General features: G+C 58.3%; 21 protein-coding genes and 6 pseudogenes. 17 read left to right on the forward strand and 10 right to left on the reverse strand.

Features of this window, described 5'->3' with window-relative positions:
- Positions 1 to 3: 3 nt before the first annotated feature.
- The 12 genes and pseudogenes from KZX46_RS03480 to KZX46_RS03535 form a co-directional block, all read left to right on the forward strand.
- Positions 4 to 498 (forward strand): annotated as a pseudogene (locus KZX46_RS03480) (transposase); the annotation flags it as partial.
- Between the two features lie 1,422 nt (positions 499 to 1,920).
- The gene (locus tag KZX46_RS03485; protein ID WP_219773914.1) at positions 1,921 to 2,079 is read left to right on the forward strand and encodes a hypothetical protein; all 159 of its coding nucleotides are present in this window, start codon (positions 1,921 to 1,923) and stop codon (positions 2,077 to 2,079) included.
- Positions 2,080 to 2,591: 512 nt separating this feature from the next.
- Complete coding sequence (locus tag KZX46_RS03490; protein WP_219773915.1) at positions 2,592 to 4,385, forward strand: hypothetical protein; 1,794 nt, start codon at positions 2,592 to 2,594, stop codon at positions 4,383 to 4,385.
- 1,183 nt (positions 4,386 to 5,568) lie between these two features.
- The gene (locus KZX46_RS03495) at positions 5,569 to 6,006 is read left to right on the forward strand and encodes a transposase (protein WP_219773916.1); all 438 of its coding nucleotides are present in this window, start codon (positions 5,569 to 5,571) and stop codon (positions 6,004 to 6,006) included.
- Positions 6,003 to 6,350, forward strand: coding sequence for an IS66 family insertion sequence element accessory protein TnpB (gene tnpB, locus KZX46_RS03500; protein ID WP_219773917.1), 348 nt, complete (start codon positions 6,003 to 6,005; stop codon positions 6,348 to 6,350). The genes KZX46_RS03495 and tnpB (KZX46_RS03500) overlap by 4 nt, the downstream gene beginning before the upstream one ends.
- Before the next feature lie 87 nt (positions 6,351 to 6,437).
- Positions 6,438 to 8,025: pseudogene (locus KZX46_RS23430) on the forward strand (IS66 family transposase).
- A 259-nt stretch (positions 8,026 to 8,284) separates the two neighbouring features.
- Entirely contained in the window at positions 8,285 to 9,163 is an 879-nt protein-coding gene (gene rfbA, locus KZX46_RS03510) for a glucose-1-phosphate thymidylyltransferase RfbA (protein WP_226895845.1), read from the forward strand.
- Positions 9,160 to 9,705 carry a dTDP-4-dehydrorhamnose 3,5-epimerase gene (gene rfbC, locus KZX46_RS03515; protein WP_219773918.1) on the forward strand — a complete coding sequence of 182 codons (546 nt, stop codon included), beginning with the start codon at positions 9,160 to 9,162 and terminating at the stop codon, positions 9,703 to 9,705. The genes rfbA and rfbC overlap by 4 nt, the downstream gene beginning before the upstream one ends.
- Positions 9,702 to 10,064, forward strand: coding sequence for a sugar nucleotide-binding protein (locus KZX46_RS03520; protein WP_219773919.1), 363 nt, complete (start codon positions 9,702 to 9,704; stop codon positions 10,062 to 10,064). Before rfbC ends, KZX46_RS03520 begins: the two co-directional genes overlap by 4 nt.
- 220 nt (positions 10,065 to 10,284) lie before the next feature.
- Positions 10,285 to 10,743: a transposase gene (locus tag KZX46_RS03525; RefSeq protein WP_216711671.1), complete on the forward strand. Its 459-nt coding sequence runs from the start codon at positions 10,285 to 10,287 to the stop codon at positions 10,741 to 10,743.
- Positions 10,740 to 11,102, forward strand: coding sequence for an IS66 family insertion sequence element accessory protein TnpB (tnpB, locus tag KZX46_RS03530; RefSeq protein ID WP_255614771.1), 363 nt, complete (start codon positions 10,740 to 10,742; stop codon positions 11,100 to 11,102). Before KZX46_RS03525 ends, tnpB (KZX46_RS03530) begins: the two co-directional genes overlap by 4 nt.
- 81 nt (positions 11,103 to 11,183) lie before the next feature.
- On the forward strand, positions 11,184 to 12,791 hold the full coding sequence (locus KZX46_RS03535) for an IS66 family transposase (RefSeq protein ID WP_219773920.1): 1,608 nt from the start codon (positions 11,184 to 11,186) through the stop codon (positions 12,789 to 12,791).
- 107 nt (positions 12,792 to 12,898) lie between these two features.
- Here the strand turns inward: KZX46_RS03535 and KZX46_RS03540 are convergent, their stop codons facing one another.
- Complete coding sequence (locus KZX46_RS03540) at positions 12,899 to 14,353, reverse strand: hypothetical protein (protein ID WP_219773921.1); 1,455 nt, start codon at positions 14,351 to 14,353, stop codon at positions 12,899 to 12,901.
- 357 nt (positions 14,354 to 14,710) lie between these two features.
- On the opposite strand from KZX46_RS03540, the pseudogene KZX46_RS22715 reads away from it, so the two are divergent.
- Positions 14,711 to 14,852: pseudogene (locus KZX46_RS22715) on the forward strand (IS481 family transposase); the annotation flags it as partial.
- Between the two features lie 201 nt (positions 14,853 to 15,053).
- Here KZX46_RS22715 and KZX46_RS03545 read toward each other — a convergent pair.
- Positions 15,054 to 16,673, reverse strand: a complete 1,620-nt coding sequence (locus KZX46_RS03545; RefSeq protein WP_219773922.1) for a hypothetical protein — start codon at positions 16,671 to 16,673, stop codon at positions 15,054 to 15,056.
- A gap of 838 nt (positions 16,674 to 17,511) precedes the next feature.
- Between KZX46_RS03545 and KZX46_RS03550 the strand changes: the two genes are divergently transcribed.
- Positions 17,512 to 18,393 (forward strand): right-handed parallel beta-helix repeat-containing protein, encoded by an 882-nt coding sequence (locus tag KZX46_RS03550; protein WP_219773923.1) that lies wholly within the window; start codon positions 17,512 to 17,514, stop codon positions 18,391 to 18,393.
- Here KZX46_RS03550 and KZX46_RS03555 read toward each other — a convergent pair.
- From KZX46_RS03555 to KZX46_RS23435, 4 genes are all read right to left on the reverse strand, one after another.
- Positions 18,332 to 18,952, reverse strand: coding sequence for a transposase (locus KZX46_RS03555; protein ID WP_219773924.1), 621 nt, complete (start codon positions 18,950 to 18,952; stop codon positions 18,332 to 18,334). The genes KZX46_RS03550 and KZX46_RS03555 overlap by 62 nt on opposite strands.
- A 167-nt stretch (positions 18,953 to 19,119) precedes the next feature.
- The gene (locus KZX46_RS03560; protein WP_219773925.1) at positions 19,120 to 19,872 is read right to left on the reverse strand and encodes a transposase; all 753 of its coding nucleotides are present in this window, start codon (positions 19,870 to 19,872) and stop codon (positions 19,120 to 19,122) included.
- A gap of 162 nt (positions 19,873 to 20,034) precedes the next feature.
- A complete protein-coding gene (tnpB, locus tag KZX46_RS03565) occupies positions 20,035 to 20,178 on the reverse strand; it encodes an IS66 family insertion sequence element accessory protein TnpB (RefSeq protein ID WP_219773926.1) in 144 nt (47 codons plus the stop codon).
- Positions 20,179 to 20,291: 113 nt separating this feature from the next.
- Positions 20,292 to 20,684, reverse strand: coding sequence for a transposase (locus KZX46_RS23435; protein ID WP_219773927.1), 393 nt, complete (start codon positions 20,682 to 20,684; stop codon positions 20,292 to 20,294).
- Positions 20,685 to 20,737: 53 nt separating this feature from the next.
- Here KZX46_RS23435 and KZX46_RS22720 point away from each other — a divergent pair.
- Both KZX46_RS22720 and KZX46_RS03575 read left to right on the forward strand, forming a co-directional pair.
- Positions 20,738 to 20,922: pseudogene (locus KZX46_RS22720) on the forward strand (transposase domain-containing protein); the annotation flags it as partial.
- 23 nt (positions 20,923 to 20,945) lie between these two features.
- Positions 20,946 to 21,131 (forward strand): hypothetical protein, encoded by a 186-nt coding sequence (locus KZX46_RS03575; RefSeq protein ID WP_219773928.1) that lies wholly within the window; start codon positions 20,946 to 20,948, stop codon positions 21,129 to 21,131.
- Between the two features lie 51 nt (positions 21,132 to 21,182).
- On the opposite strand, the gene KZX46_RS03580 is transcribed toward KZX46_RS03575, so the two are convergent.
- Both KZX46_RS03580 and KZX46_RS22725 read right to left on the reverse strand, forming a co-directional pair.
- Positions 21,183 to 21,401 carry a hypothetical protein gene (locus KZX46_RS03580; protein ID WP_219773929.1) on the reverse strand — a complete coding sequence of 73 codons (219 nt, stop codon included), beginning with the start codon at positions 21,399 to 21,401 and terminating at the stop codon, positions 21,183 to 21,185.
- Positions 21,402 to 21,698: 297 nt separating this feature from the next.
- Positions 21,699 to 21,989: pseudogene (locus KZX46_RS22725) on the reverse strand (transposase); the annotation flags it as partial.
- A gap of 384 nt (positions 21,990 to 22,373) precedes the next feature.
- Between KZX46_RS22725 and KZX46_RS03585 the strand changes: the two are divergent.
- Complete coding sequence (locus KZX46_RS03585) at positions 22,374 to 23,558, forward strand: right-handed parallel beta-helix repeat-containing protein (RefSeq protein WP_219774265.1); 1,185 nt, start codon at positions 22,374 to 22,376, stop codon at positions 23,556 to 23,558.
- A 154-nt stretch (positions 23,559 to 23,712) separates the two neighbouring features.
- Here the strand turns inward: KZX46_RS03585 and KZX46_RS22730 are convergent.
- Positions 23,713 to 23,910 (reverse strand): annotated as a pseudogene (locus tag KZX46_RS22730) (integrase core domain-containing protein); the annotation flags it as partial.
- A 324-nt stretch (positions 23,911 to 24,234) separates the two neighbouring features.
- A complete protein-coding gene (locus tag KZX46_RS03590; protein WP_219773930.1) occupies positions 24,235 to 25,716 on the reverse strand; it encodes an O-antigen ligase family protein in 1,482 nt (493 codons plus the stop codon).
- Between the last annotated feature and the right edge of the window lie 5 nt (positions 25,717 to 25,721).

Here is a 25,721-nt window from a genome sequence, read left to right on the forward strand (position 1 = left end):
TCGGAAAAATGCTCTAGTGCAGCAGTGATCGACATTCAGTCGATCAAGGCCCCGGCGGCGCAAAACCGTGGGTTTGACGTTGGGAAGAATGTTCTCGGCCGCAAGCGCCATTTTGCTGTGGATACCGACCGGCGGCTGCACATGGTCAACCTGACGACCGCCGACATCTCCGACAGTGCGGGTGCGCAGGCGATCGTTGCCGCGATCCGCAAGCATTGGCCCTGGCTGAAGCAGCTGTTCGCCGATGTCGCTTACAACAACACGATATTGATGAACGCGGCAACCTACCGCGACTTTGTCCTCGAGATTACCCGCCGCTCCGATAAGGAGGTCGACTTCAAGGTGCCGGCAAGGCAATGGGTGGTCGAGCGAACCCTCGGCTGGATGACACTCTGATAGCGTCTCGTGCGCGACTACGAAGCGCGGGTGGATGTCCCAGAAGCCATGATCCACGTCGCCGTCGGCAGCCTCATGCTACTACGGATCGCGCACCCGTAAGCATCCTCAAACGGGCTCGGAAGTGGGACGACATCGAGGGATCCTGTACATGTTTCATCATATGTTGTCGCTCCTTTGCATTTTCCGACGACGTGACGTGACTACGTCAACGCGGTGCAACTTAAACTGCGAGACGCGGATCGTTTCGCAAATTCATTTAACCTTTACAATACGGCGGCGGCCGCTAGCCGCCGCCGCCAGTTTGAAGCGTGTTCCAAGCAGTTAGACCCACTGGAGACTTCATAGCTCTCGCGATGAAATTCGCGATGCTAGCTTGTGATGGAGAGATTAGCTCGATGATGCCGTGCGCCTAGATCAAACTCGCCAACTTGTTGACCAGCGCGACCGCAGCGACCTTCTCCGAAGTTCGCGCCAGCAGCTGCGACACCCACGATCGCCGGGAATAATGTCGTTCGACAGTGCGGATCACCCGTCTCGCCTCGCCGGTAGTGATCCAGCATCATCATCTGCCTCTCGCGGAACGCGGTGATCACGCCGTTATCGGAACAGAGCGCCTGCGCTCGGGCCGTACAGCAAGTTCAAGGCAGAGGTGTTTCATTGCTCACGCATCTCGTAGAGTATCAACAAGATGTTTCATGGTTGGCGCATCACAGGATCCTAACGTGCTCGTCGGGCACCACCCCCTGGCCGGCCCATAAGCACGAAGCCCTTCCCGGAGGATCTGCAGACTCGTTGATGTTAAGTCACTCGACGGCTATAACATGAGACCGTCAAACACATAACGAACATCGTGTCCACGCGGCCATCGTCGCGCTGTTGGGGTTGCCCGATCGCCGGCCTAGTGCCGTTGCCGACTGCGGCTGGGATCAGGTTGAATGACCGAGGACACAGCCTGCCCGAATAATGAACCGAGATCCCATCACAGCGAATTCGTCATTTGCCTCGGGTGGTGATTTAACATTACGGATGATTCTTGATAACCAGCGATTGAACATTGGCCTTCCATGCGATTTTCTTTGGTCTCATTCATGGCCGCGTCGGTCGGAACGCATTTAGCCGTCGCAACGGAACAGGCCGTTCCGACGTTCATAAATCCCGATTTCTTCGGCACCTTCGCGACGTCTTCAATCGTTTATAGCGCACCAATTACCGGCAGGACACGACGTCCCGGGATCCGGTTCGGCCAGCGGCATTATGGGCGCCGTGCCAACCGCCTTGTGGGACAACGGCGCCGCGCCAACCGGCAAGACGAACGTAGCCTTCCTGCAGAGCTAGACCGCACCACTCCAACGGACGGTTGGCGGCCTTGGCCTGGGTCACCAGTACTAGATCGAGGTGGTTGCGGATGCGCGCTAAGCGACGGGGACCACCGGCCTCAGCCTCTGCGAGAACGGCATCGAAGTCGGCGCGGAGGTGCTGACACCCGGCCCAGTAACCCCCGTCGATCCGTACGGAGTGTGTGTGACGCCGACTTACACCTTGCAAGCATTTACCGCGCATTCTGCAGCAATCCTATTTCAACTTCAGAACCACGGCATCCCCAACTCGATCTCGTCCGCCGACGTAACAGTCCTGCTCGGCGACGCGTCGATCGTCGACGTGAGCCTAGGCGTCCCCTAACCAGCGATGTGGGCGATGATGGTCGCCGGAGTTGGCACTGTTGGCGGGCTGTTGCGTCGCCGCTACCGGAACCTCGCAGCCCGCTGAATGGGGGAGGGCGGCGAGTGTATCACAAGCAACGGTCTCGTGGCCAAGCATCCGAAAGGAGGGCTAATCTCGGACTGACAACTTCCGAGAGCGATTTTGGAGAAAGCTGCCGTTGTGGAGCGTTTAGTCACCCTCCTCCTACCGCTATCGATCCTGCGGTTGGGCTGATACGATTCTCGATATTGGAGGTAGCTTGCCAGCGACCCTCAAATTGCGGTTACCTACATCGAGCTGTGAGCGTCGCCCAATTCAAAAGTCGGCGCCGCGCCAAATTGGTATATCCCAGCATTAGCAATCACCGGGGTTAAGATGATAAACGGATTTGCTTTTCGAATCGGTTTTTGATAAGAAGTGCATGTGCTGGTCCGCTCGTCGGGGCTATAGTTCTCTTTTTGCCTTATGTATTCTTTGGCGCATTCGGCCACATGTCCTTCTTCGATGACGAAGGCGCGTTAATGGTCGGGTTCCGTTCCTTGCTTGAGGGCCACCGGATGTATGACGAGATTTATTCACTCTATGGACCACTCTACAACGGAATATATCGAATTATTTATGTTACACTTCGTATCCCGCTGACGCATACCGTTGGCCGTACTATCGCGGCGTTATTATGGATCTCATACTCCGCCGCCTTTGCGATGCTATGTTTCCAAATAACAGCGTCACGGATCGCCGCCGTCCTTTGTTACTCGTTGACCCTAGTTTGGTTAAAGGAGTTGATGAATTCGCCTGGCCACCCGGAAGAGATATCTCTCCTGATCGTAGCTTTTCTGCTGTTGACAACTGGATCGCTTGGTTCTCCTGATACCAGACGCTCAGCTCGTGTAGCGACGGCAATGTACGTCGGAGGCTTGATAGCGGGTCTAGTGCTCGTAAAAATCAATCTTGGATTATTAGCAGGAGAGTGCTTAATAATTCTGCTATTACGTCTAACCGCCCCAAGTGGTTACGTTCGAGCGGGAATACTATTAATGACTGCTTTGGTTTTATTAACCCCTGCACTCTTGGCCATCCAGTTAATTGGGCAATCTTGGGTGATAATATATGTGGGGTTTGCCACTCTGACATTGGTAGCGACATTAACAGTTTTTCATAAAATAAATATGCCAATTGTGATAACCTGCTATGATTGGCTGGGATTAATGGTCGGCGGCCTAACGGTTGCCTTCGTCATTATTGGCAGCACGCTTCTCACGGGCACGTCGGCCTATGCGTTGCTTAACGCAGTTGTCTTGCAGAATACCCATTTTGTTCAAAACTGGTTTATCCCAATGAGGATCGGGCTTGCCGGCGGCGTGGCGGCAGTTCTATCGCTCGGTCTGGCACTTGCCTACACACTCGGTGTTAAACGCGCGGAGAGGACGTCGCGGTCTTCCCATCGAGAGTTAGTCTACTTGGCCATTTATTCCACGAAGGCAGCATTTTTATTGGCCGGGATCGTCCTTTTTCGCTCACCCGGGATGTTCTTTCAAGTTTTGGTACCTTTCGGTTGGCTGCTGATTGCCGGATTAGCTAACGTGAGTCCTCGTGCGATGATTCTTCGTGGAGCACTCGCGCTCATGGGTGCACTGTTGGTTTTCTATCCCTTTCCGGTTGCTGGACATCAGATCGACATCGGCGCGTTGGCTATTGTCATTGCGCTTTCGGTAATTGGGTACGACGTTATGGCCTTCGCATGGCAGCAAATTGGCGGCTCGGGTTTAATGAACGTTGGGCGTTGGGGGCTGTTGGTGTCCGGTGGACTCGTACTTGTTTTGAATGGTGCTCACATAACCGTCCGCGATGGCCGCGAGTATTTGTCGAACACACCTCTGGCACTACGTGGTACGTACTTAATACGTTTGCCTGCCAACCAAGTGGAATCGCTGCATTGGGTTACGAGGAAATTGCAGGCATGCCGCTCATCATACTCGTTGCCAGGCCTACTGAGCTTTGCGTTTTGGACCGGTCAAACGCTTCCTACCTCGCTGAATATCAATGATGTTCTTGGGTTCATTCGACCCGACCAGCAGAAGGTGATTGTGCAAGCACTTCGTCGAAGTCCTGATCTGTGTATCGTAGAATCGGACAAATTGCTTCATTACTTAGACCGCGGCCAAATAGCCCGAGATCCGCCGCTACTTCATTATATTCGTTCAGACTTTGCGGCGGTATCAAGTCATGGAAGCTACACGATTCTTGAACGTCGACTTCCTGACGCAACATATTTCCCAAAGTGACAGCGCGTCCTATCTCTTAAATTACAATATGATCCGTACGTCCGGGCGGCGACACTCTGAGCATGCGGACGGTGATCTATTCGACTGAGATCGCGAGATCACGTAACACGAGCTATCTGTCAAACCAATGAGAGCGGAGTATCCTGGGCAACCCAATCTCCTAGGGAGACTCTGTTGTTGAAGACGGTTTTATCAGCGACGCGCGTCACAGCTCGAGCCGATTGCGAACAGGAGCCATCCAAATTCTTTGATATCTGAATACTATACAGGTACGGTGCAATTGATACAGACATTTGTTTGAGGCGTCGCCTATTACCTTGGCCGAAGCAGCGGGCTAGGCGACACTCGGCGTAGCTGCTTGACGAGCATTGGCTGTGATCTAGCCGATGCCGCGGTTCGCGAGAAGACAAAGTGTACGCGAAGACCAATCTTCTCCCGCAGATTAATGCTTGCGCTATCTTGATTAGGCAGATGATTACTTGCTAATGCCGCCGAGCGATGTTCAGCTGCGGCAGCCGGCTAATCGGTGGATTTGACTGTTTGGACGATGACTGTTGTTGCGTATGCTTCACGTCCTCTTTCTGATTCGGGACCGGGATTGCGAGGGGCGTAAGAAATTCGAATGCTGCAGCGATCAATAACTTAGTCGATCAAGGCGCCCGTAACGCAAAACCGTCTTGCCGACGCCGGTAGAAGGTTTTCGGCCGCAAGCGGCCCATCGCGGTGAATGCCAAAGGGCGGCTATTGGTAACAAACTTGACGACAGTCGTCATCAGCGACAGTGCGCATGCGGAGGCAATCGCCGCCGCGATCCAAAAGCAATAGCCTTGGCCCAAGCACCTGCTCACCGATCACGCCCAACCGCGTCGAATCGACGGAGGCGGCCGTCTATCGTGACTTCGTCCTTGGCGTCATCCACCGCGCAGACACGGAGGCCAGCTTTCATTGCCACCTAAGCAATAATGGTTAAGCGCACCTTTGGCTGGACGATACGAGGAAAGCGCCTGGTGCGCGACTACGAACCGCAGTTCGACTTTCTGGACGATGGTCCATCTCACCCTGGGCCTAATGCTCCGACTTATCGTCCGTCTACGACCATTTTCTGTAAGTGTCAGCTGATCCCCGCCTTGTCGTGATTGCGCTGCCGCGGGAGTCTTCGCTGTTGTGGTTGGCGGAGACTGGCGTGGCGGATGATGAGACGTCGTACGAGACCCTTAAGACGTCTCTCAGCGAGGGGCTGGCTCTCCCGCCGCGCCCGGAACGGCGGCGCAGCTGGCATCCGCAACAGAAGATGGCGATCGTCCAGGAGAGCTGCGCGCCCGGGGCGGTGCCGACCCAGGTCGCGCGCCGCTACGACATCTCGACGGGTCTGCTGTATACGTGGCGCAGGCAGCTGCTGACCGCGGCCACCGACGGGTTCATCCGGTGCGAGGTCGTCGCCGAGTCAGCAGCGGTGGCGTTGCCAGCTCCGGACGTCAGATCGCCGCCGGCGTTGCCGGTCACTGATCGAACGCTGTCCGGCACGATCGAGGTCGAGTTGCCCAGCGGCACCAAGCTGCGCGTCGGCGGCGACGTCGATGCTGGTGCGCTGGCGCGGGTGCTCGACGTGCTTCGCCGATGATCGCGCTGCCGGCGGGGACGCGGGTCTATCTCACTTGCGGACGGACCGATATGCGGCGCGGCTTCGACGGGCTGGCGGCGCAGGTGCAGACGGTACTTGCCCGCGATCCACACGACGGTGTGCTGTTCGTCTTCCGTGGCAAGCGCGGCGACCTCGTCAAGGCGATCTGGTGGGACGGCCAGGGAATGTGCCTGTTCGCCAAGCGCCTCGAGCGCGGCCGCTTCCTGTGGCCAACGGCGAAGGATGGCTCGGTCCGATTGTCGGCAGCCGAGCTGTCGATGCTGCTTAAGGGCATCGACTGGCGCAACGTCGAGCGGAGCTGGCGACCCGAAGTCGCCGCCTGACGCCAACCCGGCATAGTGACCCGCAAGGTAGCTTCGGGGGCGATCATCGTCGCAGCGGCGGTGATCGCGGTGTAATATCGCCCCGTGATGAGCGCCGCATCCGACCCCGACGAGGTCGCCCGGTTGAAGGCCGAGCTGGCCGTCGCGCGGGGTGAGCTGACCGGTGCCAAGCTGATCATCGAACAGCTCAAGGCCCAGCTCGCCGTCCTGCGCCGGATGAGCTTCGGACGGTCCTCAGAGAAGCTGAACGCCGAGATCACCCAGTTCGAGCTGCTGCTCGAAGACCTCGAGGAGAGCGAAGCCGAGCGGATCGCAACGGAAGCAGTGACGCCTACAAGCGAACGTCAGCGCCGCCATCCGGTGCGCCGGCCGTTGCCGCCGCATCTGCCGCGCGAGGAGATTCTGCACCATCCCGGCGACGCCTGCCCGTGCTGCGGCGGCACCAGCCTGTCGAGGCTCGGCGAGGATGTGACCGAGGTCCTCGAACGCATCCCGGCGCAGCTGAAGGTCATCCGCCATATCCGGCCGCGCCTCAGCTGCCGACGTTGCGAGACGATCATCCAGGCACCGGCACCCGACCTGCCGATCGAGAAGGGTCGCCCGGGTCCGGCGCTGATCGCCAACGTCGTCGTCGGTAAATATATCGACGGCCTGCCGCTTTACCGCCAGGCCGGGATCATCGCGCGCGGCGGCGTCGATATCGACCGAGCGACGCTGTGCGACTGGGTCGGCCGCGCCGCCTGGTGGCTGGCTCCGGTCGCAGAGGCCATCGGCCGCCAAGTCATGGCCGCACCGGTGATCTTACCGACGACACTCCGATCGGCGTCCTCGTACCCGGCAACCGACGCACCAAGACCGGCCGCATCTGGACCTATGTCGTCGACGAACGACCATGGGCGGGCGAGCGGCCGCCGGTAGCGCTCTACTGGTACAGCCAGGACCGCAAGGGCGAGCGGCCCGCCGGACACCTGAGCGACTTTGCCGGCTATATCCACGCCGACGGCTATGCCGGCTATATCCACGTCGACGGCTATGCCGGCTACGAGGCGCTGACCCGGTCGAAGGCCCCGCCTGGACAACGGGCCAGCGGATCGTCCATGCCGCCTGCTGGGCGCATGCCCGGCGCAAGCTCTACGACGTCCATCAGAAGACGCAGTCGCCGATCGCGTTCGAGGGGCTGCGCCGGATCGGCGTGCTCTACGACATCGAGCGTGAGATCAACGGCCTGCCGCACGATCGTCGCCATGCCATTCGCGCCGAACGCACCGTGCCGCTGCTCGCCGATCTGCGCGTCTGGATGGGGACTGAGCGCCGGCGGCTGTCTAGCAAGAATGACCTTGCCAAAGCGCTGCAATACGCCCTCGGACGCTGGGACGCGCTCGCCTGGTTCACCGCCGACGGCCGCCTCGCCATCGACAACAATGTCGCCGAGCGGGCGCTCCGCGGCATCGCCGTCACCCGCAAGAACTTCCTGTTCCTCGGCTCCGAAAAGGGCGGCGACCGCGCCGCCATCATCTACACTGCCCTCGAGACCGCCCGGCTCAATGGCATCGATCCCGAAGCCTGGCTCACCGACGTTCTCAACCAGCTCGCCCGCGGCCAAAGCCAGCTCGACCTCGACCCGCTCATGCCGTGGAACTGGCGGAAGCCTGCGCCCCTCGCCATCGCTGCGTAAATCAGCTGACGCTTACCATTATCTAAAAGGACTCTCCACTTCTTCGATGATCGACTCTATTTGTAAGCAACTAATAAGACTTTATAATTTGTTTGCTTATTGCCCAGTGTGCGCAATGGTGGTTGCGACTTGATCAGGGCCTCGCTATCGCAGCGTCCAGCGGCTAGCTACTACCCGATAGCTTCGGTCGTGGCTAAGAGCAGCGCGCCTTCGCCGGTCTCGTCCGGCGGCTGGCCTTGCGGCGAACATAGGAGACGATGTGGCGCGACGTGGAATCATACTGGCTGGCGGTTCGGGGACGCGGCTGTATCCGTTGACCAAGCCGGTCAGCAAGCAGCTCATGCCGGTCTACGACAAGCCGATGATCTACTATCCGATGTCGGTGTTGATGCTCGCGGGCATTCGCGAGGTACTGATCATCACCACCCCGGGCGACGCCGCCGCGTTTCGCCAGTTGCTCGGCGACGGTTCTGACTGGGGCATGACGATCGCCTATGCGGTCCAGCCTGAGCCGAAGGGCTTGGCGCAGGCGTATCATATCGGTGCCGAGTTTATTGGCGACGCGCCGTCGACGCTGATCCTAGGCGACAACATCTTCTACGGCCACGGCCTGCCCGAACTGCTCGAAGCCGCCGACGCCCGGACCGACGGCGCGACGGTGTTCGGCTATTACGTCAAGGACCCGGCAGCATACGGCGTCGTCTCGTTCGACGAAGCGGGTCGCGCGGCGACGATCGAGGAAAAGCCGGTCGCACCAAAATCGAATTATGCGGTGACCGGGCTGTATTTCTACGACGGCACCGCGGTGGCCAGAGCGCGTGACATCCGCCCGTCGCCGCGCGGTGAGCTCGAGATCACCGATCTCAACCGCACCTATCTCGACGACGGCAAGCTCGCGGTCGAACTGATGGGGCGCGGCTTCGCTTGGCTCGACACCGGCACGCACGGCTCGCTGCTCGACGCCGGCCTGTACGTCCGGATCGTCGAGGAACGCCAGGGGCTCAAGATCTGCTGCCCCGAGGAAATCGCGTGGCGGCAGGGTTTCATCGACGCCGAGCAGCTCGCCCGAATTGCGGAGCCGTTACGCAAGAGCGGCTACGGCGAATATCTGCTCGACCAGCTGAAGACCGCGGCATGAAGGTCGTCGACACCCCCCTGCCCGGCGTCAAGCTGATCGAGCCGCGCGTCTTCGGCGACGACCGCGGCTTCTTCCTCGAAAGCTGGAACGCGAAGACTTTCGCCGACGCCGGTCTCGATCTCGAGTTCGTCCAGGACAACCACAGCCGGTCGGCCAAGGGCGTGTTGCGCGGTCTACATTATCAGCTCGACAATCCGCAGGGAAAACTCGTCCGCGTAACGATCGGGCGGGTCTTCGACGTCGCGGTCGACCTGCGCCGGTCGAGCCCCGATTTCGGGCGCTGGGTCGGCTACGAACTGTCGGCGGAGAACAAGTCGATGCTGTGGGTGCCGCCGGGTTTCGGTCACGGCTTCGTCGTCCTCAGCGACACCGCCGACTTCCTCTACAAGTGCACGACGCTCTACTCCCCGCCCGACGAGCGCGCGATCCGCTGGGACGACCCCGATCTCGCGATCGACTGGCGGCTCGACGGGATAACCCCGTTGCTGTCGGCGAAGGATGCCGTTGCGTCGAGCTTCGCCGATGCCGGGGTGTTCGCATGAGAGCATTGATCGCTGGATCGGGCGGGCAGCTCGGTCGCGCACTCCAGGCGACCGCGCCCGCCGGCGTCACCGTCATCGCCCCAGCCGAAGCCGGCTTCGATATCACCGACGCCGAGGCGGTTCGCGCCGTGGTCGCCGAGGCTCGCCCCGATGTGATCATTAACGCCGCCGCTTACACCGCCGTCGACAAGGCCGAGGCCGACGAAGCCGCCGCGCGCCGGGTCAACGTCAACGCGGTCGGGAAGCTCGCCGCAGCCGCGCGGATCGCCGGGGCACGCTTCGCACACGTCTCGACCGACTTCGTCTTCGACGGGACCGCGCATCACCCCTACTCGCCCGCAGGCCGCTATCACCGCTGAAAGGTTGCTGCCGGTCGATCGATGTAATCGACGACTGCGCCTCTCGCACGCTTCGATCGCAGCCCAGCAAACCCGTTGCGTCAGCGGCAAGGGATCTTAAAGAGGCCGTTACACCCACTTAATGAGACACTGCAACGTAAGCGCTGTGCTGACCCCGCCTTGCTCATGACGGCGTAACCCGCGAGTCCTGCTTGTCCCAGGGGCTGGCGGTGCTGATGCTATGATGATGTCATGTGACGATGCTGGCTCGATGGGCGGTCGTGCGGCGCGGATCGAGGTTTTCACCGGCACGAGGCGGCGTCGGCCATGGTCCGATGATGAGAAGGCGCAGATCGTTGCCGAGAGCTATGCCGGCAACGGCATCACCGTCTGTGACGTGGCGCGTCGGAACGACATCTGCCCCAGCCAGCTGTTCACGTGGCGGCGGCAGCTGCGCCGCCCGGTGGAGCCCGCCGAAGCGCCATTGTTCGTGCCGGCGATCGTCGAGCCTGAAGAGGTTCCATCGCCGCTACCCGCAACATCGGCGGCCAGATCTCCGCGACGACGTCGGTCTGCCCGTCGCGGCAGTATCCCAGCCCCGATCGAGGTGAGCATGGACGGCATTTCGGTGCGGATCGGCCGCGGTGCCGATGCGACCCTGATCGCGGCGGTACTGGATGCGCTGAAGGGCAGCCGTTGACGGCGCCGGGGCCAAGCGGTGCCACCCGCGTGCTGGTCGCCACGCGGCCGGTAGATTTCCGCAAGGGGATGGACGGCCTGGCGGCGCTGGTGACGGCCCAGCTCGGCGGCGATCCCTTCTCCGGCGTCGTCTATGTGTTTCGGGCCAAGAAGGCCGACCGGGTCAAGCTGGTTTGGTGGGACGGCACCGGCCTGTGCCTGATGGCCAAGAAGCTGGAAGCCGGCGCCTTTAGCTGGCCGTCTGTTCATGACGGCGTGATGCGGTTGTCCGCCGCCCAGCTCGCCGCACTCGTGGAAGGTCTGGACTGGCGCCGGGTGCATCAGGCCAGACGCACGAGAGTGCCGCAGATCGCCGGCTAAGCCACTGTGCCTGCGGTAGATTGACTCATATCGGCGGTAGCCCTCGACGCGCGTGCGCGCGCGTGATTCACTACCGCTATCATGCTCGCCGTAGCTGATCTTCCCGACGATCCCAAGGTGCTCCGCGCCATGATCGTCGCCGCCCACGCCGAGACGGCGCGGCTCATGGCGAAGGTGGAGCACGCGACGGCGGAGGTCGCGCGCATTAGCGCCGAAGCTGAGCAGAACGCCGTCGTCCAGGCTGAAGCCGATGCCGAGATCGCTCGGCTGAACAGCATCATTGCCGCCTTCATGCGTCACCGGTTCGGTCCCCGCTCGGAGAAGCTTGACGACGACCAGCTCGAGCTGGTGCTCGAGGATCTCGGCATCGCCCTCGCCAAGGTGGAAGCGAAGCTGGATACGATCAGTTCACCCAACGCGCGCGCCGAGAAGCAGCGCTGTACCAACCGCGGCCAGCTGCCGGCGCATCTTGAACGCGTCGAGCAACTGATCGACGTCGACAGCAAGCAGTGTGCCTGCTGCGGCGGTGATCTCCATGCCATCGGCGAGGATGTGGCCGAACGCCTCGACGTGGTGCCGGCAGCTTTCCGGGTGCTGGTGACCCGCCGTCCGCGTTATGCGTGCCGTGCCTGCGACGGCCAGGTCGTGCAGGCGCCGGCACCGCCGCGGATCGTCGAAGGCGGGCTGCCGACCGACGCGCTGGTCGCGCAGGTGCTGGTCTCCAAGTACGCCGATCATCTGCCGCTCTACCGCCAGGCCCAGATCTACGCCCGTCAGGGCGTCAACCTTGACCGTTCGACATTGGCAGACTGGACCGGCCGCGCCGCCTGGTGGCTGACGCCGCTGCGGGATCACCTGCTTGCTGTCCTGAAGCGGGGACCAAGGCTGTTCGCCGACGAGACGACGGCACCGGTGCTCGATCCAGGACGACGACGCACCAAGACCGGGCAGATCTGGGCCTATGCCCGCGATGATCGACCATGGGGCGGCACCGATCCGCCGGCGGTGGCCTTCATCTACGCGCCCGACCGCAAGTCCGAGCGGCCACTGGCACATCTCGCCGGGTTCAGCGGCATCCTGCAGGTCGATGGCTATGCCGGTTACAACAAGCTCGGCCGCCGCAATGACGTGGCGCTCGCGTTCTGCTGGGCCCATGCGCGCCGCAAGTTCTTCGAGCTCGCCAGGGCCGACGCCTCACCAACGGCCACCGAGGCACTACAGCTGATCAAGGCGCTCTACGCCATCGAGGACGAGATCCGCGGGAAGGACGCCGAAGCCCGTCGCGCTTTGCGGCAAGAGAAGAGCGAGCCGATCGTCGACGCGCTGTTCCGACTGCTCACCGCCCGGCTCCCCCTGGTCAGCGCCAAGAGCAAGCTGGCCGAAGCGATCCGCTACGCTACCTCGCGACGGACCGGCCTGACGCTGTTCGTCGAAGACGGCCGCGTTGAGATGGACAGCAACACCGTCGAGCGGACCATCAGGCCCATTGCCCTTAACCGCAAGAACGCCCTGTTCGCCGGCTCCGACGACGGCGGCGACAACTGGGCCGTCATCGCCAGCCTCATCGAGACCGCCAAGCTCAACGCCGTCGATCCACTCGCCTGGCTCACCGACACCCTCGAGCGCCTTGCCCGCGGACACTCCAGCCAGAACCTCAATCAGCTCATGCCGTGGAACTTCCAAGCCTGAAGGGCCTCGGCACATCGCTTACACTGCAACCATAGTTTACGGTCGTATACTTTGCTGGAGCCATTCGTGATGGAAACTTCGCGACCAATTGAATTTGAAAAGAAATGCTAAGAAAGCGACCGGGTTCGACCGCGCAATATATCAACAGCAATAACGATCGCGGCAAGGATCGCAAGCCAGGCAATGCGCGCTGTATAACGCCCCCAGACTCCGCCTAGGACACCTTGTATCGCGGCACTTAAGACCAGTGCGAGAAGCATAGTCGAGGCTACCTGAAGCGTCAAACGACTGATCCGTAATCTTCGACGAAATAATAGCGCGACGATGACAAATGAGACCGCTACGATATATGTTATATGCCAAATCACCGACAATAAACGTAGCGTCAGATGTTGACTGTAAATTCGCCCGGACTCGGCCTCAATTCGTTGTGCATCAAATAGTTTGTTATCAAGGGAGTGGTCAAGCTTTATGGAATACCCAAACTCATCGACATCTAGAGTAAAAAACATCCATACTAGGTTATGGGCGGAGCGCGATAATTGTTGGCCGGGATAGCGAGTAAGCGCCGCGAAAACAATCGGCCACTGCTCGCGAACGATTGCGGTTTCAGAGCTAGGGTCAATCTGGTTCCACCCGACTAGTCCGGGGCGTCCCCAAAGGAATTCGTTCTCTGTAAGCGGGAATTGATTGACAAATCGACATGTTGCGTAACCCCTGGCAGGACAGTCTTCACGCAAAACGCGAGCGGCGGTCCCGTCGCCAATGGTGCGGGCGAGAAGATATGGGATCGGAGTAACTGCGCGCCCTGTTGCGTGCTTTATCGCAAGATCCATTGCGACGCTTCCACATAGGCCGATCGCGAGGGCGCTAAATATTGATATGGCCTGATGGCGTCTATTTTGCCAGCTGCGGTGCTCGGCTAGGGCAAGACATGCCAACAGCAAAACGGCGAGCAGTAAAGCAGAGGTGTGAAAAAGAACCGCAGCCAAGATGTTAAACAGCCACCACAAGCGGGGCATCCAAGTTCTGGGCCATCGATACCATAAGACAAATACAGCTACGACTACGACTCCGATAAACACGTCTGGCATGATTACATCGATAAAGAATGCGAGCGGACTTATCATGGATATTGCAGCGACAGTCACTATTTGTGTATGAGGGCGCCGAAGGCCAAACTCGGGCAGAGCAACGACCAGTACCAACGCTAGCCAAAGCGCCTGAGCGATCGTGATTGTGCCGAGCCCGCCAAACGCGCGTGCGCCCCATGCAAATGCGCCGTAGTAAGGAGAGCGCCCCCCCAGCGTTACCTTTGGTTTTGCGACCGATGTAGGACCGCCCTGTGACGCACCGATTGCTCCAGCTGTATTTCCGGCTAGCGAGGTAGAGCGCACGCCTGTATGGCGAGCATCAATCGCATGCCATAAATTGAGGCCGTTCATCAAATATCTGCCTGTATCCGGATACAGGATAGCCGTTCGATTGAGCGCTAACGGCCATATAAGCAAAAACACAAAGATTGTAACCAGCGTGGATCGAATCATGATCGACTTTTGCATCGATTATAGCCCCATCGCCTGTCAACTCGTGGTCTGCGGTGAAGTCCATGATATCACAAATGAAATCAGTGTGAACTCGAAGATCGCAATTCAGGCGTCCAATTCCTCAATACATTTTTGGGACATCGATATCCTGTAACGCGCGGTCAGTCATATATAAAGACGTTTCGCAAGCAACTGAGTCCGAAAACAAGGCAGTTTGAGGTTGCCGCGCGCGCGCGGAAGCGAGTCACAACCCTATTTCATCAAAATCGCGAAAGGTAAGAAGCTCCTGGAAGTCTACAGTATATTTGTTTCCAACACCAAACCGATGCGGACATCGACCCGCTTCTCGCCAAGCCTCGCTGCCCTTAGATCAACGGGAAGGTCGCACGGGTGAACCGCATCCCCAAGGAAGCGACCGTCAAGCGGTATCATTACGACGCACAACAAGTTCGGGCAACATCTTCGCCAATTTGTCCCCGCCTACAATTTCGGCCGCAGGCTTAAGGCCCGCAAAGGGCTCAGCCCTACGAAGCTATCTTAAGCTTGGCTCGCCGCGCCTCATCGATCTACGTCAGATCAAACTCATCAAAATCCCTCGACCAAGCATCTAGGCCGCCAGTGCGTCACAAGAGATTTATAAGCCACCCGCATGGAGGATGCGGCGCGGTCCGACGTCACCAGCGCGCTTCGGTGAGCGTCAGCCGCGATACGCAGTCTAGTTATGGGTATTTGCCGCGCGCCTAAAATGGAGCGCGCGAACATCGAGCAACATGAACCGTTCTGTACGGGCGACAACGGTAACCCGTGACGGGAGCGGCCGCAGTCTGGGCTGCGCACCACACATCAAAACAAAGTCGAAACCGGCCCGACCCGTGTCAGATACAGGATCATTATCAATGTGACCACGGTGAGTACCGTCGCTCACACCTGCCGACAAAGCGCGCACTGCTGCCCGGACTTGTCCCTTTAATGCTAACGGCTGCTTATACTCATCAGAAAAAAGCGCCCCTACTTGACCATAATCGCGTATCAGTAATGGTCGATACATGGCGCACCGCGGCTCAGAACTGCCGCGTCTAGAATCACCGACAATCAGATCATGGACGAGAGAGCCGCGTGGGATAAGAAGCGAGATGCGCTGAAAATCGGCATAATCGGCTGCATACTCCTGCCAGCCAATCGTTATCGCGCACAGGCGTAACAAAACAATTGATCCAACTGCCCAGGTGGCGCGGCGGACGTCGAGGCAGAATGCTTGCACGGAGATCGAGCCTACCGCGAGAAGCGCGAGGAAAAGCGGCATGCGGTCGGCGACATAGCCGACCCCAAACATCGCGGGTGGGACGAGCACTACAAGAGACGCAGCGACACCAATCGCCGGCCACGCAACCGGAATTATAGCTACCCGTTTGCGCACAACCAATGTTGCTATGATCAGCACTAACGCAACGAACGTTAAGAGATCAAGCCAGAGCCACGGACCCTCGGCGACGCGTACGATCGTAAGGATCCGATAATCAAACAATTCCCATAGGCGCGTTCCAAGCGTCCCTTGCTGAGCTAAGCGTGCGATACTCGCACCTGCGTTGGATACTCCTCCCGGCGTCTCACTTGTCGGCGCACTTAAGAAGAGCGCGGTTGGCACTAATGCCTGAATTACCACCGGCAAGAGTGCGCGGATAAGATTGTTCAGCCGTCGCCCTGGGGCTTGCCATACACGACCGATCTCGAGGGAGGCGACGAGTAAACCATAAATTGCAAAAGTAAGGCCGTGAACGAAGAAGATGGCCACTGCAAGGAGACAGGCTATTGGAAGCGCCACCACCAATCGATGCCGTCGCGCGACCCACCAAGCAGCTGCTAAAAAGACGAGGCCGAGGCCAAATAAGAAACTAGCGAAACCCCAATTTAGAATGTAGCTGTAGAGCAGCGGTACGATCAGCAGAGCGACCAACAGCGATGTCCGCCCCGTCAGAGCTCTATTGAACGCAAGAACACCGCAGTACTGGACTGCGAACAGTAAGATCACAATTAATTGGGCCGAGATAGACTTCGGCACAAACCGCATCATTACGGTGCCAATGACGTCGAGCCCTATATTTGGGAGAAGAGCCCAGTTGGCGGTATAATTGGCCCGAAGGACGCCATCTGTTTCGAGATGGCCGAGAACATAGTAACGCGCTAAATGATTATAGAGATCTATGAATGGAAAAAGGGGTGTAACTATTAGCGGAATAATAGCCACGAAAAAAATAGCGATCGAAAAAGCTAACTGCGGCTGAGACTTCAATGCCATTGGCTTCAAAGACGAGAAATTCGCTTGACTGGTCGCCACGACAATCCCTTGATTTTACGTCGGCTGCGCGCTGGTTCAATTAAAAAATAAGGGCAGGTAGAATCCATCAAACAGCCGAAAAACGTAACGCGTCGGGACAAAATTAGAGATTGGGCCGCCAAAAACAAAAACGAGCGAACCAGCACCTCGCATAGCGTTACGCATCCACACTCTCCTAGGCCAAGCCGCCTCCCTAGCGTGCGCGCAACAACCGTGCCACCCCGATAGGTGGCTGAATTCCCTATGGGCGCGAGATATCAGACAATGCAACCGTAAAAGTCTCCGACACTTTGCGGACGCTTCACCCAGCTGTGCCTACTCCCACATCTATATCGCCGAGGTTCGCACCGAGCCAGGCTGGCTTTTTCTGACGGCGCGATCTACAGACCTGCAACTCGGTATTCGTAGAGCTCCGAGAGAAGGCGATCACGAGGGTCGGTGCCGAGACCCTCCAGCGCCTCAGTGCGCAATAGCGTACAAGGTTCACCGTGCTGACGGCAACGGCGTCCAACTCACCGATTGTAAGTTCCCGGGCTCGGCCGCCGAAGAGGTCAAGCTTGCTATCGTTAACGGCGAACCGTTCCGCTGCCACTCCTTCGCGCTCGACGGCGCCAAGAACGGTCTCGACCACCGGCTTACCGGCTTTGTCACCAAAGGCAACGCTAACGTAAAGTGTCTAGATACCATCGTTTCCCACTGCGTGATGTTCAATCGATGTGCGGCCGGTTGTCGAAGGTGTCCTAGCGCCAGCAATCGATTGGTAGTAGCCGTAGACCCCAACACATCATAGAAACGGAATACGAGCAACGTTCTGCTCGCGACACCGGAACACCGCTATATGATCCGCATTTGCGCATTCATCACGCTCGCCCTGTCCAGCCCGCTGCTCGGTGCGGCTGCGCCAGCCCCCATTATCGCGACATGCGCGACGCTGCTGTCCGTCCTGTCCCCCACGCTTCCCGGCGGCTCGATAATCGCTCTTACTAACAGCGCACACGCGCCTGCCCCCTGTCCACCGATAGTGATCAAGGGGCGCAACTACAGCCCATCGGTAACAATAATTGCGACCGGCATGACCCTTACCCGCGTCGACGTCGACGGCTCTTCGGGCATTGCCTGGCACGGCGGCGATTTCGACGGGAAGAATGAGGTGACAAGCGGGTTTAGCGTTGGAGAAAGCGCATTCGTAACGATCGAAGGAGCGACGATGCACAACTACCTTCGCAATAGCATCATCTACGCTAACAGCTCCGATTTCCGCGTGACCGGAAACATCATGTCGCACTCGGGCTCAGACGGCATCGACATCGCGTTGTCGCGCCGCGGGCTGATAGACGGCAACACATGCTCCGACCCCGACACTACGACGGGCTCGCACCCTGATTGCGTCCAGCTCTGGAGTCGTCCGACCGCCGCTCCGGTTGCCGACATCACGATCAGCAATAACAGCGCAACCGGCGCAATGCAGGGGTTCAACGGCTTCAATCACGTTCGCGGCGGGATCAACGACGGCGGGTTCGACCGTATCGTCGTGATCAACAACACGGCAGCGACGTTGCTAGCCAATGGCATATATTTCACTGACTGCCGGGCGTGCGTGTTTCGCCACAATCACCTTATTACGCCAAAGGGTGCGGCACACTCGACTCATTTCGTGATCAGCGGGGCGTCATCCGGTAGCATTTCAGTGGCTGATCAAACGTTTCATGACAAGCGGTGACGCTCGGCGTGTCGCTTGATTCTCTGCTTTTGGACGGTGAGTTACCCCAAATGCGCAGAGCTGTTGTTGTTATTCGCATGACAGCGGTGCCTTCCAGCGATGTCACGAGGCTGCGCACGGCGCTCGCGAACGCAGAGGCCGAGTCCGCGCTAGCACCCGGGCCATCAATGCCGATCTGGCGGTGCGGGTCGCTCTGCTCGAGCTTCAGAACGAGGAGACGCTGCGGCCACTTTACGCTCAACGTGCCGAACGTCGTCATCTCCTCGTCGACCAGCTGGGCTCTCGTACGACGAGACAGATAGTAAGCGATGTTCTGAGGTCCTTTAGCTGCGGAAGTTACAGGGAATATTCTGATAGAGGTTTTGGCTAGAGTGGCGTAGCGGATCGCTTCGGCGAGCTTGATCTTGGCACTCACCAGGCCAAGCCCCGCGGTCAGAAGCCGGTGCATTGCGGTGATTATCGGCATACTATGTTCCTGACGGACCGACCGGCGCAGGTCTAGCAACTGCCCACCGATCGCGTCCTCGATCGCGTAAAGCGCCTTGATCAGCTGCAGCACTTCGGGGCTGTCGGCGACGTGTCGTCCTTGGTCAGTTCAAAGAACTCGCGGCGCACTTGCGACCAGCAAAAGGCGAGCGCCACCGCCGGCGAGTCGGTGGCACCGCATGGTCGATCATCGCGGACATAGCCCAGATCTGCCCGGTCTTGGTGGGTCGTCGTCCCGGGTCAGCTCCGGCGCGGTCGTCTCTTCGGCGAGCAGCCTCGGTCCCCGCTCCAGCGCGGCGAGCAAATGGTCGCGCAACGGGTCAGCCACCAGGCTGCCCGGCCGGTCCAGTCGGCCAAGGTCGAGCGGTCGAGAGTGACGCCTTGGCGGACATAGATCTGGGCCCGCCGATAGAGCGGTAGATAATCGGCGTACCTGGAGACCAAAACCTGGGCGACCAGCGCATCGGTGGGCAGGCCGCCATCGACGATCCGCGTCGGTGCCGGCGCCTGCACCACGTCGCCTTTACACGACCGGCAGGCATTGCGCGGGCGGCGCGCTACCATCACGCGGAAGCTTGCCAGAACCTTGTCGAGACGCTCGGCCACGTTATCGCCGATGGCATGGAGGTGTCCGCCGCAGCAGGCACACTGCTTGCGGTCGGCGTCGATTAGCTGCTTGATGCGCTCGAGATCGGCATCGAGCTTGGCTTCCACCTTAGCGACGGCGATGCCAAGATCCTCGACCACGAGCTCGAACTGGTCGCCGTCGAGCTTCTCCGAACGGGGCGCTAAGCGGTGGCGGATGGAAACCGCGTTGATGCTGTTCAGCCGCGCGATCTCGCCATCGGCCTCGACCTGAGCGATGGCCCTCAACTCGGCGTCGGCGCTGATGCGCTCGACCTCTGCCGTAAGGAGCGCCGTCTTGGCGTTGGCAGCGACGATCATGTCGCGGAGCACCTCGGGATTGTCGGGGAGATCCGCTTCGGCGAGCATGATCGGGAAAATGCATCATGCGCGTGCACGCGCGTCGAGGGCTTCCGGAAAGCCGAGTCCACCTACCGCAGATACAACGCGTTAGTCCGCGATCTGCGATACTCTCGTGCGGATTTCCTGATGCACGCGACGCCAGTCGAGTCCTTCGAGGAAGGCCGCAAGCTAGCCGAAGGTCACTCCCGTCACGCCATAATGCACCGATGGGAAACTAAAGGCGCCGCTTTTCAGCTTCTTCGCCATCAGGCACAGGCCGGTGCCGTGCCACCAGACCAGATTTACCTGATCGGCCTTCTTGGCGAGAAACACATATACAACACCGAGACGGATCGCCGCCGAACTGGGCCGTCACCAGCGCCGCCAAGCCATCTATCCCCTAGCGAAAGTTCACCGGTCGGGTCGCGACCAGAGCCCGGGTTGCGTCAGCACGGGCCTCGTCCTGTGACCGGCTGGCCTTCAGCGCATCCAGAACCGCAGCCATCAGGGTCGCTTCGGCCCGCGGCTGATCCGCACCGAAATGCCATCCATGCTGACCTCGATCGGCGCCGGACCGCTACAGCGGCGAGCTGATCGGCGACGCTGCCGCCGCTGTGTGGGTAGTGGCGCCGGAACGTCTTCAAGCTCGACGATCGCCGACACAAACAATAGAGGTTTGGCGGTCTCCACCGGACGGCGCAATTGCGCCGCCAAGTGAACAGCTGGCTGGGACCGATGCCGTTGCGGCGCTCCACGTCACAGACGGTGATGCCGTCGCTGGCATAGCTCTCTGCAACGATCAGTCCCTTCTCATAATCGGACCAGGACCGCTGCCGCATCTTGCCAGTGAAACCTCAATCCGCGCCGCACGACCGCCCATCGCGCTTGCATCCGGAAGGCGCGGCTCTTCGCTGGCTCCGGTTCAGGCGGCGAACGCGCCGCTCTCATGTACTCGCCGGTCGTTACCGCCAAGCTCAACGACGTCTATCCGCAGGCCTGGCTCGCCGACGTCATCGCCGCATCGCCTTTATCCCTCAACACCGGCTTACCGAGCTCATGCCATGGAACTTGCGTGCCGAACATGCCGCTTGGGTTGCCCGATGGCGTCACCGTCGCACGCGTTCACCGCCTACTATGTCGCCGAGCTGCTCGGTGCCGATCAGGACCTGATCGAGGAGATCGCGGCAATGCAGACGGACCCCGAAGAGGGGATGTTCTCGATCATCGACAGCGAACCCGAGACCGCAGAATCTATTGTCGTCTTCACCAAGTGCGCCATCGACTGATTGACGAAACTGCTCATCGAGCACACCCCACGAACGCCAGCATCGGCCTAATCAGCGGCCTTTATCAAAGGCATACACATCGCCGTCTTTTGCGACAGGCATTTCATCGATTTTAATACCGACCCAGACAAAAAACGCAAATATCGCCACTGAAAACAAAGCAACGAGCCATTTACTTACTCGTGGTCGCCATCTATCGATGAGAACGAATACTGTAAATGGCGGTGCCAAGCAGGCAATATAGTACATGCTTGCTTCTATATCAATCATCTCAATTTCACTCCGTTTGGCATGCAGCTGATGGTTCTGAGCGGCATCGCCCGCGTCCAATCCCGCCTAGTGGCATCAGTGCTATAGACCATCTTGCTTAGCACGACCAAATGCCGCCGACCACCGCGCTTCGCGCGCTATCCGCAGCTACCCAAGGCAGCTACTCGTCAAGGCTTTTGCACGTCAAATCCTAGCAATGCATTTCTCGCGGGCCACGCACGAGGCGTTACTTCGACGATCCTTGGAAAGAGTGACAAGAAATATCGATTATTGGAAGCAGTGAACCGGCTGTGACCGTCACCCATGTGCCCGTTGGCGCAGTCCGATAGGCATGATGCACCACGTCTGAGCGGCGAGGTAGTTCCATGCGAAGCAACAATGGTCGAGGATGTCGCCGTAGGATTTGAAGATGCGGCTCGACAGCCAGTTGTCGCGCACGAACTACCAAACGTTTTCGACCGGGTTTAGCTCGGGACATTTTTCTGGCAGCGGCAGCAGGGTGATGTTGGCGGGAATGACGAGGCCCGCCGAGAGATGCCAGCCGGCCTGACCGAGCAGCAATACAGGACGCGCACCCGGCAACACGGCGGCGAAAGGGAATACTGAATCACGTAGCTGGCCTGTTGGGAATCGCCCGCGTGAGTCAGGCTTCACGATTGTTGAAATAACACGGCTTGGCGCGATAAATTATTTATCGGCCGTCACGAAGAATTCTTATAATTGATCAGCCTTGGCAAAAAGAAGAGGGGCCTCGACTTTAACTGTGATCAATCGAAATAATTTAAAAATGATTTGAGTGATTCTGAATAAGATTACTAATTTATCTTTCATGCACCACCTATATGATGAATGAGACGATTGTGCAATGAGGTGTCGCGTGCGATGAGGATTACGGCGCACATCGGTATCCGGCGCGAAATGAGTTTTTGGTTGCTTTGCGCTTGAGTTTTGTGCTGAGAGACATATGTTATTATGATTAATTATCTTAAACATGGCGTATTACTGTGCGCCTTCTCCATGTCGATTCCAGCTAATGCGGCGGTTTTATACGCCACGTCGGCCAACATCACGAGCATATGGAATTCGGCCGCTGCGGGAGACACGATCAAGCTCTCGGGTACTTTCTCTAAAAGTGTTGCATTGCAGAACAGGACTTTCGCATCGGCGGTCACGATCGATGCGACGACGGCTCGGTTTACCGGCACGCTCAAGTTGCAGGCGGTTAATGGCGTTCGCGTCGTCGGCGGTACGTTCGATGCGACCAGAGGTCCAAATGCCTATGGCAAGGCGATTATCGTCTACAGCAGCAGCAACGTTTCCTTTGACAAGACCAATGTCATTAGCATTCCGTCCTATGCGGAGGCCGGAATCGGCTTCCAAAATGTGACCAACGGCTCGGTCACGAACTCCACCTTTACCAACGTCGGCGTCGGTGTGGGTGTTTCGGGCTCGAACCATGTCACGCTGACTGGTAACAAGGTAATTGGATCTACCAAAGACGGTTTCGATATTTTTGACGATCATTTCGTCCTCGTCGCGAACAATAGTTGTAGCGGCAGCCAGCCCTCTGCAGGGGCACATCCGGACTGTGTCCAGTTGGCGAGCACCGCCGGTCATGCTCCGGCATCGGATATTAAGGTTATCAATAATATTGCGACGGGCAACACGCAGGGGTTTACATCGTTCATTGGCAAGGCGATCGGATCTGAGCGTGTCATCATCTCCGGGAATATTGTCAACACGACCTATTCACAGGGCGTCGCCTGCTACTCGTGCGTTGATAGCTTCATCACCGACAACTTCATTGCAGCCGAACCCAATGCGCCGCATTGGGTTGCCGTCAACGTGCTCGGCGGAACAAACAACGTTGTGACGGGCAACTCGTGGCTCGGAGGCGGAGTGTATCTCCCGACGGATTACGCTTCGGCCTACTTCAAGCTTACCGGTAATGCCTACGTGTATGATCCGGGGACTTTGCAACGCAATGGTTCGACTATGCCGGGTTCACAAAGCGACTTCACGTCGTCGAGCTCTTTCAGCAAGTCGTCGATCACCGGCGGCACGGTTCCCGAACCAGCCGAATGGATGCTGATGATGCTCGGCTTTGGGATCGTAGGCGTAGCGCACCGTCGTCATCCGACAATGCTCGCCGCCTGACAGACGCCAAGCAAAACTGGCAACGGGACGACGAAAGTTGCCCGTTGTTCGTTTCAGTTCTTCGCCTTGTCCCCTAACGCGTTCTTGCCAATCCACGGCATTATCGTACGCAGCTCAATGGCAGCAGCGAAGTCGGCGGAAGAAGCCGATATTGTTACCCCTGAAGTCCTGACAATTCCTCTCGGGTCGAGCAAGCGATGAAATCGCGGGCAGAACGATAGCCGAGCGCTCGATGCGGGTGAACCGCGTTGTAGTGCACGAACGAGCCTGGCAGCTAGTCGATGATGGTGCGGGTGTCGGGACTGGAGTTCACGCTGGCGCAGTCGTACTTCAAGGTCCGGACGAACGCCTCGTGATATTGAACGTCGAGGTCCGCTTCTTCCACTTGGCGAGGGTCCTCTGGTCGATGCCGTGGCGCTTGGCCGGCACCCTCAAGCTTACTCGACCACGCTGTATCGCACGAGGAACTGCCTCAGTCGTCGTGGCGCACCTGCGGACTTCATAGCCAATAGTGCTTCTTCAAGCAGACAGCGAATAATGCTCCTTCAAATCCCGGGTCAAACATCTAGCCGTGGGGAACCAACCAGCCACCATTTATCGCTGAGATGACAAAAGTCGAACCAGTTTCATGAACTGTCTACAATATTGTACGAAATAACGAACAAAGGCGTCCTAACTATACCGTAATGTCCGTCTTATGGTCACGAGCCGATAAAGCAAAAATTACACCGGCAAGGAGAAACATAAGCGGCATATTATTTTCTTGAGACAGCACTAATGATATTACCGCAAAAACAACTACTGAGATTGCTGCGGGTCCAGCCAGTCTTATCTCGGGGTCCGTAGAGCGTAAATATACACCGACACCGCGTCGTGCCGCGAGTACGAGCATACCGTAAAAACTGAAGAGTCCAACAACACCAAGATCGATAACCGTTGTTATGACGAAGCTGTCAACCGTATTGAAACCGGCCGGGTTTGTGTAGCCAAGAACTAACCCGCTGTTACTTAATCCGTAGCCGACCGGATTATGAACAACCCGAGGGATCGCCATCTCGCGCTGGATTCGCCGAGCGTTATCGCTCGCCGAGTGGGCGCCATTCCCGAGCACCTTCGCTGTTAGTGAATGACTACTGAGAATGATGCCGAACAGCAGTAAGAGAGCAACCGGCGTTCCGAGCAGCACTGCGGGGCCGAGAAGACCCCCATGGCCTGAACGCCACGTCTGGTATGCCCAGATTAGTAAATAGCCGGCTACTCCTACTAGCGCGCCTACGAACCCCAACCGCGAATTGGTTACGGTGATCGCCCCAAACAAAATGACGAGCGCGACGATCATGAGGAGTCGCCGATACAAACTGCCTTTAACGAATATCCAATGAATGATAAACGGCACACACATCGCCAGATACTGAGCGAAAACTAGGCTGTTTACGAAAGGTCCACGCACTCGATATAGTCCGTCCGAAGACCGCGCCTGACTCCCGAGTACATTTGCCAGCATGGACTCGTCGATACGTAGAAAGCTCGGAATGTGATTTGCCCAAGGGGGATAACCTAGCCTAAGTTCGACGAATCCATCTAAAGCAGTAAATATTGCGCACAATATGAGCGCACGCACGAACCAAGCGGCACGGCCCTTCTGCGTGAATAATATACAACCGAGGAAGAACATGCCAACCAACGAAAACTGGTTGTCAAGCAGATGTCGGACAGAAATCCCAACCGTGCGCGATACCGGGAGAGTAATGACCTGCATCCCCTCCCATAAAAGAAAGCACCAGCGAAATGTAGCTGTTGTCCGCACCACACGCATGAGGCGCGTACGTAATATCCCTGAAGTGGAAAGGCTATACGTAAACAGCAACGTCAACAAGAACAGCGCCATCCGGGTGGGCGTTAGCCAAGGCAATCCAGGCAACGCGACCGCAATGTAGGCCGGCCAGACGATACTCAATATAAAGTATATCTGCGCAACTCGCTCTATTGCGATGAGGGAAAATGTTGCACGATCTGGCAACATCCATAAACATAGTAAAAGCATCACGACGATAGGCACTGCAAGCCCGACGAGCAGGGATTGCGGCAAAGCTACTACAAGGATGCCGTACGCGCAGGCAAGAATCAGACACAACGCAAAGAATGCGGCCCGTTTCAATCGAG

Source organism: Polymorphobacter sp. PAMC 29334 (assembly GCF_019431245.1).
Taxonomy (GTDB): domain Bacteria; phylum Pseudomonadota; class Alphaproteobacteria; order Sphingomonadales; family Sphingomonadaceae; genus Polymorphobacter_B; species Polymorphobacter_B megasporae.